The sequence below is a fragment of the bacterium genome (assembly GCA_028820935.1).
Lineage (GTDB): Bacteria > Actinomycetota > Acidimicrobiia > Spongiisociales > Spongiisociaceae > Spongiisocius.
The window spans coordinates 1-13,113 of sequence record JAPPHZ010000042.1 but is presented as its reverse complement, the minus strand read 5'-3'; the positions used below and the strand labels follow the sequence as shown (position 1 = coordinate 13,113).

Sequence of the window (13,113 nt, the reverse complement as noted above, 5' to 3'; positions counted from 1 at the left end):
CTCGCTCCGGGCCCGTCCTGGAGGGTGCTCAAAGACGGGTTTAGGTTGGCCCGCGCTGGCATTACGTGGGGTTTGTAGCCGAATATCGGGCCACCCGGACATTTTTCGGTACCCTTCCGAGTGTCACGGGACGAGCCGACGGAGAAACCATGAGAGACCCAGGCAAGATCATCACGGTCAACGGTCCCATCGAGCCTCACCAACTCGGCGTGACCATGATGCACGAGCATCTGCTGTTCACCTGCCTGATGTGGTTCCTGGAAGGGTCACATCGGGGCTTGGGTTCCGATTCGTACGTCCCCGTCACGCCCCATAACGCCGCGCTGCTCCGGGAGTTTCCGTACCGCAGCCGCGACAACCTGATCAACACCGACTGGAGGCTCACCGCGCAGGAGATCAGGCGGTTCAAGATGGCCCTGGGCCAGAGCGTGGTCGACTCGTCGAACCTCGGTCTCGGCAGGGACGTGTGGGGATTGAAGAAGGTCGCCGACGATGTCGGGATCAACATCATCTCGGGCACCGGGTACTACGTCGACCATGCCCATCCCTGGTACGTGGACTCGATGACCGCCGAGGAGTTGGCAGAGGGAATGATCGGTGACATCACCACCGGCGCCGACGGGACCGACATCCGCTGCGGGATCATCGGGGAGATCGGCACCTCCGACCCGGTGACGCCCAACGAATGGAAGGTCCTGGAGGCCGCCGCCATCACCCACCACGCCACCGGTGCGGCCATCCAGATCCATGCGCTCCACGAGCAGCGCCTGATGCCGTCCATTCTCGAGTTCCTGATCGAGGGCCACGGCGTGCATCCCAGCCGGGTCATCGCCGGCCACCTGGACCTGTGCACCGACGACCGGCCCTATCTGGAGGAGATCGCCGCCTTCGACACCTTCCTGGAGTTGGACGACTGGGGCCATCCTTGCCCGACCGACGGGGTATACGTATCCGACGAGGACCGGATGTCCACGGTCGAGTGGATGGTGGAGGACGGTCTGGCCGACAAGCTCCTCTTCGCGCACGACATCGGCCTGAAGGCCCGCCTGTCCAGCTTCGGCGGCCCGGGCTGGGACCACATCATGAACGTCATCCTCCCGTCGCTCAGGGAGCGGGGCATGCCGATCGACACCGTCTACGGAGCCGTCATCGACAACCCGGCACGTGCTCTCACCCTCGCCATGAAGGCAGCCTGACCAAATCGGGGGCTGGCACCGCCGCGGCGGAGACCGATAGGATGGGATGACTCATGGACTACAGGGTTGCCAACACCGTTGAAGTGCTGAACCGCGCCACCAACGCCATCTGGTACGAGATGCCGGAGGAGGTCAGGAGGCTCACGACCCGGCGGGGGACCAAGGGGTACGGATGGCCGATGATCATCTGCGCCGAGGAGAACACGAGGGCCTTCGCCGACGACATGGCCGTGCTACGCAACGCCGGCCGGGACGAGTCGCTCGACCTGGAGACGCTCAAGCAGGTGGTGCGGATGTTCTGCGATGCGCAATTGGGCATTCTCCACAACTGGTACGGGCTCGACGACAGCGTGGCGCTGGTGCGGGGCTCTCTGGACGCGCTGGACCACATGGAGACACGCGAGGAGTACCTGGCCTACACCCACGAGCTGAGCGTCTACCTGGGCCGCCTCCATTGGTGGGCCGACACTCTGGTCCCGTGGGATGACATAAGCAGCAAGTACGAGGAAATGACCGACTAGCGGGAATCGAGGAGGAGCAGGTGGCCGAACGCGACGGTAACTACAGGGTCGGATGCGTGGGGGCGGGTTTCGCCGCCTCGGTCTACCACCTGCCCGTCCAGCAACGCGTCGAGGGCGTTGAGACGGTGGCGATCGCCGACCTGGACATGGACCTGGCCCAGCTCAGGGCGGACGAGTACGGGATCCCCGAGGTCTACGGCCCCTTCGAGGAAATGATCGAGCAGGCCGACCTGGACATCGTCTCCGTCTGCGTGCCGCCCTTCCTCCACCTGGCGGTCACCAAGGCGGCCGCCGCGGCCGGCGTTCATGTCATATGCGAGAAGCCGATGGCCGCCTCACCGGAGGAGGTGGCGGAGCTGGTCCAGGTGGTGGAGGACAGCGGGATCAAGTTCATGATCGCCGAGAACTTCTGGTGGTACCCCGACCTGGTCGATGCCAAGCAGCGGATCGACGCCGGGCTGATCGGCGACCTCTTCCACGTGCGGGTCGAGGAGTTCATCAACGACATCGACCCCACCTACCGGCGCGACCAGGAACGCTTTCTCATGTACGAGCAGGACGTCCACTACATCGACGTGATCCGGCATCTGGTCGACGCCGACGTGGTGAGGGTGCACGCCATGACCCGCCAGATCGCAACCCAGCAGCTGGCCGGCGAGAACTTCGCCATGATCACGATGGAGTTCGACAACGGGGTGATCGCCCGCATCGATGAGTGCTGGGTGTCGGCCCGCGGCGACCAGTACGTGATGCGTATGCGCATTGACGGCACCATCGGCTCGATCTTCATCAACCAGCCTGACCACCCCTACAAGCTGTACACCGACAAGGCGGGCCTGGAGGGCTGGCACTATCCCCCCACGGACACCAAGCCCCCGGGCGGGCACACCGTCGGGTACTCGGCGCCCTGGCCGGCCGACGAACTCCGGGAGGGCACCGTGGGGTGCTATATGGCATTTCTCGACTACCTGGACAACGGCATCCCACCGGTCACCGTGGCGTCCGACAACGCCAAGACGATGGAGGTGGTGTTCGCCGCCTACGAGTCGGCCGAGACGCAGCAAGTCATCCACCTGTGACCGTTCCGCGAGGTCACCCAGTACCGGACCGGCCGGGCTAGAACAGGCCGGCCGGATGCCTACGACGCTGCGGGACGGGCTCCTCGACTTCTTCCGGTCGGACGTCTGGGCGGACGCCCAGGCCCTGCTGGACGATCCTGGAGTGAGCTTCTTCGAGGCCAAGGTGACCACCGTGGTCCATCCGCTCTCGCTCGAGTTCCTCTTCGTGGAGTATCTGGACCGGATCGGCCGCAGGGTTCGCAACGTGGGCCACGCGTTCGTAGGCGAATGGGGCTGGATCAAGATCTACCCGGAGACCAGGCCGGTGCTCAACGTGGTATGGCGATACGACGACTCGTCGGTGATTGCCGACCACCACGAGGACTTCCTGGACGTCTGGACCGACGAGGGGGAGCGCAGCTACCTGGCCGATGTGGGTCCGAGAAGGGCCACCGATGCGGATCGGGAGGGCATCCTCTCCTACATCGCGTCCGACCATTGGCAGCAGGTCTTGGGATGGTACGCCGATGACGAGACCGAGCACTTCCATACCTATCTCCACACCGACCTGCATCCCCACGACCTGGCTCCGCTCCTGATCGACAGCCTGGCAACGCGCGGCTTCGATCTCGGAGTTCCCCCCTTCTTCCTGGCCCGCCCCGACCTGGGACTGATGTGGATCGGGCTGGCGCCGGACGGGATGACCTCCCAGGAGGTGGCATGCATCCACACTCCCGATGCCCTACTCCAACCCAAGGAGCTGACCGACCAGGACCGGGAGTACGGGGGTGATCCTTGGACGGTGGCGGACTTCCGCGAGCGGGTTCTCCAGGATCCGTACCGGATTCTGACCCTGTCCGAAGCGCGAGGGATAGTCGATGAGCTGGTCTGAGGCCGGGCTGCCATGAGGCGCTTCGTGACCACCGAGGACATCCGCGAACTGGCCGGGGTGGGCGAGTTCGAGTTGATGATGCGCGAGGGGACGGTCCTGACCGACGCCGCCCTCGACGAGGCGCACCGGCTGGGGGTGCGGTTGGTAGAGGGCTCCAGCTTGGCCGCTCCCCGGCCTCCTGCGGCAGACGGACCTCGTCCCGCCCCGCCTCCTCCGGCTCAGCCTCCGGTCCGCGCTCCGGCGGTCACGGCTGGAGACGCGGCGCCGGCGTCGCCGACGGCGACCACGAGCGCCGGACCCCGCTTCGAGGGACTGCCGGACCCCGCCCGCATGCACCCGAAGCTCCTGATCGACGGCGAGTTCCGGGACGCAACCGGAGGGGCCACCAACCGTTCCGTCGACCCGGCGACCAACGAGACCATCGTGGAGGTGGCTTCCGCCGCCACCGATGACGTCGACCTGGCGGTCCGGGCCGCCAGGCGGGCCTACCGCGAGTGGCGCGTCCTCGATCCGGCCGAGCGCGCCGATCTCCTGCTCAGGGTTGCCGAGCGTATCGAGCAGGAGCACGAGTTCCTGGCCAAGGTGGAAAGCCAGGACGTGGGGCGGCCCATCAGGGAGACCACCCTGATCGACCTTCCGGCATCCTGGGATCCCTTCCGGTTCTTCCAGGGCCTGGTACGAGCCATCGACGGTAGGGTGCTGGCGCTCCCGCAGGACTCCCTGGACTACGTGCGCAAGGAGCCGATGGGGGTGGTGGGGATGATCATCCCGTGGAACTTCCCTCTCCACATCGCCTGCCGGAAGGCGGCCGCGGCGCTGGCGGCCGGGAACACCGTGGTGTTGAAGCCTCCGGAACTCGCCCCGTTGTCGTGCCTGGAGTTGGGCCGCATCTGCCTGGAGGCCGGTCTCCCGCCCGGCGTGTTCAACGTGGTCCCGGGCGCCGGAGAGGTCGCCGGCCAGGCCTTGGTCGAGCACCGGGGGGTCGACAAGATCGCCTTCACGGGCTCGACCGTCGTGGGCCGCTCGGTGATGCGGGGATCGGCCGGGACGATCAAACGGGTCTCCCTGGAACTGGGAGGGAAGTCGCCGTCGATCGTGTTCGCCGACGCCGACCTGGACCGGGCGGTGAGCGGCGCCCTGTTCGGTATCTACCTGGCGCAGGGCCAGGTCTGCTCCGCCGGATCCAGGATTCTCGTGGAGCGGACGGTCTACGACGAGTTCGTGGAACGCTTCGCGGCCAGGGCGGCATCCATCCGGATCGGGCTGCCGTGGCGGTGGGAGACGCAGTTGGGTCCGCTGGTGAACGAACGGCAGCTGGAGCGGGTCTACGAGTACGTGGACATCGGCAGGGCGGAGGGAGCGACGGTCCTAGGGGGCGGCGCCCCGCCTGACGACCCCTCGCTCGCCCGGGGTAACTTCATCAGGCCGACCTGCTTCGTCAACGTCGAGCCCGGGTTCAGGATCGCGCAGGAGGAGATATTCGGCCCGGTGGCGGTGGTGATGCCGTTCAGCGGCGAGGAGGAGGCGGTCCGGCTGGCCAACGACGTCCGCTATGGATTAGCCGCCGGGATATGGACCACCGATGTAGGCAAGGCGCATAGAGTGGCACGGGACTTGGAAGCGGGCTCGATCTGGGTAAACCACTTCGGCGTGTATCCGAGCGAGGCGCCCTTCGGCGGCTACAAGGAGAGTGGCACCGGCCACGATTTGGGTCTGGAGTCGCTCCACGAGTATTTGGAGACCAAGAACGTGCACGTCAATATCGGGCGCGGATTCAACGATTGGTACGAAGGCAACTGAGGAGGTTCGGATCATGGAAGGTGCTCTAGGGTTGATCGAGACCCGTGGGTTGGTCGGCGCCATCGAAGCGACCGACGCGATGGCCAAGGCAGCTCGTGTCGAGGTCGTCGGGCGCGACGTGATCGGGGGCGGGTACGTCACGGTCATGGTGCAGGGCGAGGTCGGTGCGGTGAAGTCGGCGGTGGACGTAGGCGCCTCCGCGGCCAAGAAGGTCGGGGAACTCGTCGCAGCCCACCTGATTCCCAAGCCCCATGAGGACTTGGGGAAGGTGAGCGCTCTGCTCGACGGCTGATCCCCGCGCCTGTCCTACCGATAGGCGGGACAGCCGGGAATCGCAGGCGGAGCGAAAGCGAGGGTACCTAGATGTTGTTGTGCCGTGTTACGGGAAGCACCGTCGTGACGGTGCGGGCCGGCGGGATGGGAGGAGCCAAGCTGCTGGTGGTGCGGCCGGAGGGCGGCGACCCCGCCTCGTCGTTCGTGGCGATGGACGCCGTGGGCGCCGGGTCGGGAGATCTGGTGCTGGTTGCTCAGGGAACCGCGGCGAGGATCCCGGAATCCACCGCGTCGGCGCCGACCGACGCGACAATCGTCGGCATCGTCGACGAAGCAAGCCACGACCCGGGAGGATGAGGTGACGAGTCCGGGGCAATCAGGTGGCGGGGGTGGCAACTCCCTGCGCGCCTACGTGTATGTCGACAAGATGCAGCCTGCCTGGGCGGCCTATGTAGGAAGGGACGACCCGGATGGCACGGCATTGGAGGGGATGTCGCAGCTGTACGTGGAGGTGGCGCCTGCCACCCTGGTGTTCTCGCTGGCCAACGCCGCGCTCAAGAACACCGAGAACTCCTCCTCGATGCTGGTCGCCGAGCGGAGGTACGGGACGCTCGAACTCCATTCGGCCAATCCTGACGCGGTCCGCCAGGCGGGAACGATCATGTTGGGGATGATCGGCAGTTCCTCGGCGCCCGGTATCGCGCCCTCCCTGGTGACCACGCGGGTCATCAACAACGTGACCGGGGCGGAGGCCGGGCTGGTGAACCGGATGGGCATCCGCGACCGGCTCCGGGAAGGCGACGCCATGCTGGTCGTGGAGACCGAGCCGGCCGCGTACGTGGCGCTGGCGGCCAACGAGGTGGAGAAACAAACCTCGCTCCGCATGGTGCTGGTGAGACTGCATGGCGCCACCGGGCGGCTTATCCTCGCGGGCAGCGAAGCGGAGGTGGAGATCGGACACCGCGTAGCGCTCGAGGCTCTTGGAGAAGGATGATCCGATGCGCCGGGTATTGACCACCGAGGACATCAGGGCCGTCGCCCGCCGAGGCAAGACCGAGTTGGTGGTGGAACCGCCCACCGTGATCACCGCTGCGGCCCGAGACGAAGCCGGCCTAGCCGGGATCCGCATCATCGAAGGACCAGCTGACCGCGACGCGGACATAGTGATCAAGGTGGCCGGCGAGGAGATCCGGGCCACGCTCCTCCTCGACGAAGCGCCGGTGACCGCCTCTGCCATCCGTGACCTGCTCCCCCTCTCCGGCACCGTCAACCATGCTCGCCTGGCCGGCGATGAGTTGATGTTCCCGATCCGGACCTACCTGGGTCCCGAGAACCAGTCCAAGGCACAGAAGGCGGGCAACATCGCCTACTGGCCCGACCGCATGATCATCGCCATGTTCTACAGCGACACGGGAGGGGTGGGTCTCACCAACATCTTCGCCCGGGTGGCAACCGATGACATGGGAGCCTTCCGCCGGGCCGGCGACCACGTCTGGAAGAACCAGGGAGTCGAGCTCCGCATCGAACGGGCCGGCTAGTAACACACCGGAAACGGCTTGCGCGATCTATCTGACTTCGACAGGTTAATGCAAACCCTCTGAATCAGTGTAAAACTAGGGCCGCGTATCGCTCTGACCTCAGATCACCGCAAGTGTGAAGCAGGTGGTTGAACCGGCGGTCTGGCCCGTTCCGCAATCAGACCGGCAAACCAGTTGCGCGTGCATCCCCCCCGGGCGATAATCGATCAAGCGACCCGGAGGAGGGGTGCCCATGTCTGATGGCCGCGATCCGATTAGCAGGAGGGATTTCGTCAAGCTAGCGGGCAAAGGGGCGCTCGTCGCGGGCGCCATGCCGGCCGCTCTGGCCGCTTGCGGCGAGGATGCTCCGCCCGAGACGGTGGTGGTGACCGAGACCGTCATCGAGGAGAGGGTCGTCACCGAAACGGTCATCGAGGAGAAGATCGTCGAGGTCGAGGTTGAGGGAGAGGCCCCCACCACAACCATGGGCATGCGCGAGGCGGGTTTGGCGGCGGAGAACGGCGCCGACCTTCTCATCTACGCCCCACCTGGGCGGGAAGTTCCCACCCAGTGGCCCGGCTACCTGGGAAGGTTCCCGCATCCGCAGTTCGCCGCCACCGCCGGAAGCTTCGCTTCCCTCGGCGAGTTGCAGTTGGGCGCCATCGAGCCGGACATCTGGAACCCGTGCTTCGCGGTGTTCGACACCGCGGTGAGCGAGGGTCTGGTGCAGCCGTGGGATACGAGTCTGATCCCCAACTTCGCGGATCTGAACCCCAACCTGACGGCGGCTACCTCCCGCGACGGCAACCAGTACGCCATTCCGTTGCTGTACGGGCTCGCGATCCCGATCTACCGGGCCGACCTGTACACGCCCAAGGAGAACTCCTACTCCATCCTCTTCGATGAGGACCTGGCGGGGAAGGTCACCTGGACGGACTCGGCCGAGTGGTTCGTGGTGGCCGGGAAGCTGCCCGAGAACAACGTGGCCAACCCCCTCGATCCGACCGAGGAAGAACTGGACCGTCTGGTCGAGTTCATGAAGCGGAAGATCAGGATCGTGCCGGCTGCCCTGTACAGCGATCTGGCCACCAACCAGACCGACCTGGCCACGGGCAACATCGTGGCGTCCTACGTCGCGCCCACCCAGTGGATCGAACTGACCAAGCAGGGCGTCGATATCGCCTTCATCACCCCGGACGAGGGCTTCATCGGGTTCTCGTGCGGTTACTTCCTGATGGCCGATGCCGATCAGTACTACCACGCCCACGAGTGGGTCAACGCGGCGGTCAGCGTCGAGGCGGCCCTGACCATCTCGAACAAGTTCAACTTCGGGAACTCCAACCTGAAGGCGACCGCCGTCGACAATCCGTTGCTGGTGGACGTGATGGGACTGGGTGACCCCGCCGCACTGGACGGGGTGTCGCTGCTCGACAAGATGCAGAACATCGACAGGCTGAACGACGCGTGGATCGAGGTCAAGGCCGCGGCCGGAGTCTGATCCCAAATCGAATCAACGATCCAGGAGGGTGCCGGGTTGCCGGTGGCCGGTGAGAACCTGTCGCTGTCCGGCATCCTCTCGGGCCGGCGGGCCGTGAGACCTGCCGACCCCTACCCTTGAGCGCCATGGTTTCAGAGAACGACACTTCTGAGAAGGGGGGTCGCGTGGCCAGCCTGGCGCGCCGCCGCGACCGGGTGACCCGTTCACTGCTGGCGCTGCCGCTCGGTTGGCTGCTGCTGTTCTTCGTGATCCCGGTGTCGCTGGTCGTCGCCTACAGCGTCGGGATTCTGGAGACCTTCACCAAGGAGGAGGGGGTCAGCCTAGAAACTTGGCGGATCTTCCTCACCGGCGAGAACGTCTACATGCTGCTGTTCATCAAGTCGTTCCGGATGGCGCTGATCGTGGCGGTGGTGGTGGTGATCCTGGCCTACCCGATCGCCTACTTCCTGGCGATGATCGCCGACAAGTACAAGTACTCGCTGTTGCTCCTGATGATCGCCCCCTTTATGACCAACTTCTTCATGCGGGTGATGGCCTGGAAGGTGCTGCTAGGCAGGCAGGGGGTGCTCAACTCCTTCCTCGTCTGGTCGGGTCTGAGAGCGGAGGGGAATCCTATCGAGGGTCTCGCCTTCGGGGAGATTCCGGTCATGATCGTGCTGGGATACGTGTGGATCCCGTTCGTCATGCTGCCGATGTTCGCGGCGATGATCAGCATGGACCGCCGGCTGCTGGAGGCTGCCGCCGATCTGGGAGCAAGCCGCTGGCGGGCGTTCTGGAAGGTGACATTCCCGCTCAGCCTCCCGGGAGTGGTGGCCTCGTTCTTCTTCGTCTTCATCCCGACCATCGGGGAGTTCGTGGTGCCCAAGCTGGTGGGTGGGACCAGGGGTTACATGTTCGGGAGCGCCATCGACGACCTGTTCGGTATGGGTCTCGACTGGAGGACCGGATCCGTGCTCTCGTTGTGGCTGGTGATGGCGGTGTTCGTCCTTGCGCTGCTGTTCATGCGCCTGGTGCGCTTCGGGAGGTTGGCCGAATCATGATCGACATCGCCACCTCCAGGTGGGCCAAGTGGGTCCTGATCGGGATATTCGTCTTCGAGATCATCTTCCTGTACGCCCCCGTCACCTTGCTCTACATCTTCTCGTTCAACGAGGGCAGCGTCGTCGCGTTCCCCTTCGTCGGGTTCAGTCTCAACTGGTACGAGACGGCCTTCACCAACCGCGGCCTCCTGCTCTCGATCCGTACCAGCGCCACGATCGCCCTGATGTCGAGCACCGCCTCCATCGTGGTGGGCCTGCTGATGGCCATTCCCCTGGCCCGGCGCAAGTTCAAGGCCAAGACGCCGATCATGGCCCTCGTGCTGAGTCCGCTGGTGGTGCCCCATCTGGTGTTCGGCGTGGCGTTGCTGATCACCTTCCGAAGCGTCGATATCCTGACGGACGGTTTTCTGGAGTTCCCCCTGTCGTTGCCGGCAGTGGCTATCGGCCACGTTGTCGTCCTGATGCCGCTGATCGTCCTGATCCTGATACCCCGACTGCAGCGTATCGACGCCCACCTCGAGGAGGCTGCCCAGGACCTGGGCGCCAGCGGGTGGCGGACCTTCCGGACCATCATCCTGCCGCTCATAGCGCCGGCCCTGGCGGCTGCCTACGTGATCTCCTTCATCATCTCCTTCAACGAATACGCGGTGGCGGTGTTCGTGAGCGGTCCGGTCACCACGTTCCCGATCTTCGTCCTGGCCGAGCTGCAGGTCCCCGTGCGAGTACCGCAGATCATCGCCATCTCGGTGGTCGTCGTGACGCTCTCGCTGCTGGTGGTGGTGGGCGCCGAAATCATGCGCCGGGTCTTCGAGCGCCGGTACCAGGTGCTGAGCCAGACCGCCGGCCTGCTCGGCGTGGCCGACGCCGATACGGAGTGAGATGAGAGGCAGGAGAGGACCGGAGGTGTGATGCCGGATAAGGCGTCGTTGCGGCAGCCCTACTCGCGGCGGACCCACACCTGGGCAGGCGTTGATCTCGAACGCAACGTCGAGATGCAGACCAGGGACGGAGTCACCCTGCGGAGCGATATCTACCGACCGCTCGGCGACGGACCCTGGCCGGTCCTGTTGCACCGCACCCCCTACGGCAAGGATTTCGTGCACGACGGCCACTACCTGCATCCGGGCTGGTACGTGCGGCATGGCTTCGTGGTGGTGGTCCAGGACGTCCGGGGCAGGTTCGGGTCGGACGGAGAGTTCGTGCCCTACCTGAACGAGTTGGAGGACGGCTACGACACGGTGGAGTGGGCGGCCGGCCTCGAGGGCTCCAACGGGCGGGTCGGCATGTACGGGGCCAGCTATCCCGGAATGGTGCAGTATCTGGCGGCCGTGGAGAGCCCCCCGAGCCTCGGAGCGATCTCTCCCACGGTGGCCGCCGCCGACCTCTACAGCCACTGGACGTACGAAGGGGGAGCGCTGCGCCTGTTCGTTCCCCATTGGACGGCTGCCCTGATGATGGAAGCCGGTAGGAGGCGGGGCGATCCCGGGTTGACGGCGCGTGGCAGGGCCATCCGGGCCGTACCATCGCAGGCCGCTGCCTGGCTGGGCTCGGCGGCGCCGGCCGACCTCGAGCCGCTGGAGCACGCCGAGTTCTACCGGGAGTGGCTGGAACACCCCACCAACGACGCCTTCTGGAAGGAACGGAGCGCCCTTCACCGGATGGACTCGGTGAACTGTGCCGTGTTGCACATAGGCGCATGGTTCGACACGTTCCTGGAAGGCGCCCTGGTCGCCTACCGGGAACTGGCGGCCCGGCCGGACGGTCCCGAGCAATGGCTAATCCTCGGTCCGTGGGGACACCTCCCGGGTGGGGAGTGCATCGGAGACCTGATCCTGGGGCCGCAGGCCAGAGGGACGGTCCCCCTCGACCAGGTCCAGGTCGACTTCTTCCATCGGCATCTCGACGGCGAGACCCCGCAGACGGGCGAGAACCGGGTCCGCTACTTCGTGCTGTACGAGAACCGATGGCACGATGTCCCGTCGTGGCCGCCCCCGGGGACGGAGACCACCCTCTACCTGCGCTCGGATGGAACCGCCAACACGGTGGGTGGCGACGGCCGTCTCGACGAGGCGCCTCCCGGGGAGCCGGAACCGGCTGACCTCTACCACTTCGTCCCCCGCATCCCGGTGGCAGCGGCGGGTGGGCATACCTGCTGCGACGAGAACGCCATGCCTGCCGGTCCGCGCAGCCAGCATTTCCTGGAGAGGCTGCCCGAGATCCTTGTCTACTCGACGGAGCCCTTCACCGAGGAGGTCACCCTCGCCGGCCCGGTCACCGCCCGGCTGTGGACGGCCACGGAGGCGGTCTCAGCCGACTACGTAACCCGGCTATGCCTGGTCCACGACGGCACTTCGCTCAACATCAGCGACGGGATCAGGCGGATGACGGCCGAGGATCTCGCCGAGGCTCGGGACGAGGACGGTGTGGCGGAGGTCGAGATACAGATGCAGTCCACCGCCGCGCTGCTCCGCCCCGGTGATCAGCTGCGTCTCCACGTGACCAGCGGGGCCTTCCCGGCCTTCGATATCAACCCCCAGACCGGAGATCTGCCCGCGATGACCCCGACGTGGGACGGGATAGCGGCCATGCACGGTATATGCCACGAACCGGGACGGGAATCATCGGTAACCTTCACCCTGCACCAAGGAGACGGATCATGACGGCTAGCTCTTCTGTGACATCCGAGGTCGGGATCCACCTTGAGGGCATAACCAAGACCTTCGGCGAGGTGGTGGCGGTCGACGACGTCGACGTCGTCATCCGTGAAGGGGAGTTCTTCTCGTTGCTGGGACCGAGCGGGTGCGGCAAGACCACCAGCCTGCGGATGATCGCCGGCTTCGAGGTACCGGACGCCGGCCGGGTTCTGCTGCGGGACAAGGACGTCAGCGGGGACCTGCCCAGCAAGCGCAACGTCAACATGGTCTTCCAGCACTACGCCCTGTTCCCCCACATGAACGTGGAGGACAACGTGATGTTCGGGCTGCGGGTCTCCGGCGTGAAGAAGAAGGAGCGCGTCCAGCGGGTGGCCGAGATACTCGAGATCGTCCGGCTGCCCGGGTTCCAGAAGCGCAAGCCTTTCCAGCTCTCCGGAGGCCAGCAGCAGCGGGTGGCCCTGGCCCGGGCTCTGGTCAACCGGCCGTCTGCCCTGTTGCTCGACGAACCGCTCGGGGCCCTGGACGTGAAGCTGCGGCGCGAGATGCAGCTGGAGCTGAAGGCCATCCAGCACGATCTGGGCACCACCTTCGTGTACGTCACCCACGACCAGGAGGAAGCCCTCACCATGTCCGACCGCATCGCGGTCATGAACCTGGGCCGGGT

Annotated in this window: 14 protein-coding genes; all 14 read left to right on the top strand. The window is 65.7% G+C overall.

Features of this window, described 5'->3' with window-relative positions; genetic code table 11:
- Positions 1-149: 149 nt before the first annotated feature.
- Positions 150-1,196, top strand: coding sequence for a hypothetical protein (locus tag OXM57_12035; GenBank protein MDE0353408.1), 1,047 nt, complete (start codon positions 150-152; stop codon positions 1,194-1,196).
- A 53-nt stretch (positions 1,197-1,249) separates the two neighbouring features.
- On the top strand, positions 1,250-1,717 hold the full coding sequence (locus OXM57_12030) for a hypothetical protein (protein MDE0353407.1): 468 nt from the start codon (positions 1,250-1,252) through the stop codon (positions 1,715-1,717).
- Positions 1,718-1,737: 20 nt separating this feature from the next.
- Positions 1,738-2,796, top strand: a complete 1,059-nt coding sequence (locus tag OXM57_12025) for a Gfo/Idh/MocA family oxidoreductase (protein ID MDE0353406.1) — start codon at positions 1,738-1,740, stop codon at positions 2,794-2,796.
- A 55-nt stretch (positions 2,797-2,851) separates the two neighbouring features.
- Positions 2,852-3,667: a hypothetical protein gene (locus tag OXM57_12020; GenBank protein MDE0353405.1), complete on the top strand. Its 816-nt coding sequence runs from the start codon at positions 2,852-2,854 to the stop codon at positions 3,665-3,667.
- 12 nt (positions 3,668-3,679) lie between these two features.
- The gene (locus tag OXM57_12015; protein MDE0353404.1) at positions 3,680-5,467 is read left to right on the top strand and encodes an aldehyde dehydrogenase family protein; all 1,788 of its coding nucleotides are present in this window, start codon (positions 3,680-3,682) and stop codon (positions 5,465-5,467) included.
- Positions 5,468-5,480: 13 nt separating this feature from the next.
- A complete protein-coding gene (locus OXM57_12010) occupies positions 5,481-5,759 on the top strand; it encodes a BMC domain-containing protein (GenBank protein ID MDE0353403.1) in 279 nt (92 codons plus the stop codon).
- 71 nt (positions 5,760-5,830) lie between these two features.
- Positions 5,831-6,097, top strand: a complete 267-nt coding sequence (locus tag OXM57_12005) for a EutN/CcmL family microcompartment protein (GenBank protein MDE0353402.1) — start codon at positions 5,831-5,833, stop codon at positions 6,095-6,097.
- Position 6,098: 1 nt separating this feature from the next.
- Positions 6,099-6,734: a hypothetical protein gene (locus OXM57_12000; protein MDE0353401.1), complete on the top strand. Its 636-nt coding sequence runs from the start codon at positions 6,099-6,101 to the stop codon at positions 6,732-6,734.
- Positions 6,735-6,738: 4 nt separating this feature from the next.
- Positions 6,739-7,278, top strand: a complete 540-nt coding sequence (locus OXM57_11995; protein ID MDE0353400.1) for a cyclophilin-like fold protein — start codon at positions 6,739-6,741, stop codon at positions 7,276-7,278.
- Between the two features lie 232 nt (positions 7,279-7,510).
- Positions 7,511-8,755 carry an extracellular solute-binding protein gene (locus tag OXM57_11990; protein ID MDE0353399.1) on the top strand — a complete coding sequence of 415 codons (1,245 nt, stop codon included), beginning with the start codon at positions 7,511-7,513 and terminating at the stop codon, positions 8,753-8,755.
- Positions 8,756-8,919: 164 nt separating this feature from the next.
- A complete protein-coding gene (locus tag OXM57_11985; protein ID MDE0353398.1) occupies positions 8,920-9,795 on the top strand; it encodes an ABC transporter permease in 876 nt (291 codons plus the stop codon).
- Complete coding sequence (locus OXM57_11980; GenBank protein ID MDE0353397.1) at positions 9,792-10,673, top strand: ABC transporter permease subunit; 882 nt, start codon at positions 9,792-9,794, stop codon at positions 10,671-10,673. Before OXM57_11985 ends, OXM57_11980 begins: the two co-directional genes overlap by 4 nt.
- 30 nt (positions 10,674-10,703) lie before the next feature.
- Entirely contained in the window at positions 10,704-12,455 is a 1,752-nt protein-coding gene (locus tag OXM57_11975) for a CocE/NonD family hydrolase (GenBank protein ID MDE0353396.1), read from the top strand.
- Positions 12,452-13,113 (top strand): ATP-binding cassette domain-containing protein (locus tag OXM57_11970; protein ID MDE0353395.1); only part of this gene is annotated, 662 nt, incomplete at its 3' end. The genes OXM57_11975 and OXM57_11970, both read left to right, overlap by 4 nt.

Bases quoted from the DNA above. Each gene is read 5' to 3' on its own strand.
- OXM57_12035 (MDE0353408.1), top strand. From the start codon at position 150: ATGAGAGACCCAGGCAAGATCATCACGGTCAACGGTCCCATCGAGCCT.
- OXM57_12030 (MDE0353407.1), top strand. From the start codon at position 1,250: ATGGACTACAGGGTTGCCAACACCGTTGAAGTGCTGAACCGCGCCACC.
- OXM57_12020 (MDE0353405.1), top strand. From the start codon at position 2,852: ATGCCTACGACGCTGCGGGACGGGCTCCTCGACTTCTTCCGGTCGGAC.
- OXM57_12015 (MDE0353404.1), top strand. From the start codon at position 3,680: ATGAGGCGCTTCGTGACCACCGAGGACATCCGCGAACTGGCCGGGGTG.
- OXM57_12010 (MDE0353403.1), top strand. From the start codon at position 5,481: ATGGAAGGTGCTCTAGGGTTGATCGAGACCCGTGGGTTGGTCGGCGCC.
- OXM57_12005 (MDE0353402.1), top strand. From the start codon at position 5,831: ATGTTGTTGTGCCGTGTTACGGGAAGCACCGTCGTGACGGTGCGGGCC.
- OXM57_11995 (MDE0353400.1), top strand. From the start codon at position 6,739: ATGCGCCGGGTATTGACCACCGAGGACATCAGGGCCGTCGCCCGCCGA.
- OXM57_11990 (MDE0353399.1), top strand. From the start codon at position 7,511: ATGTCTGATGGCCGCGATCCGATTAGCAGGAGGGATTTCGTCAAGCTA.
- OXM57_11980 (MDE0353397.1), top strand. From the start codon at position 9,792: ATGATCGACATCGCCACCTCCAGGTGGGCCAAGTGGGTCCTGATCGGG.
- OXM57_11975 (MDE0353396.1), top strand. From the start codon at position 10,704: ATGCCGGATAAGGCGTCGTTGCGGCAGCCCTACTCGCGGCGGACCCAC.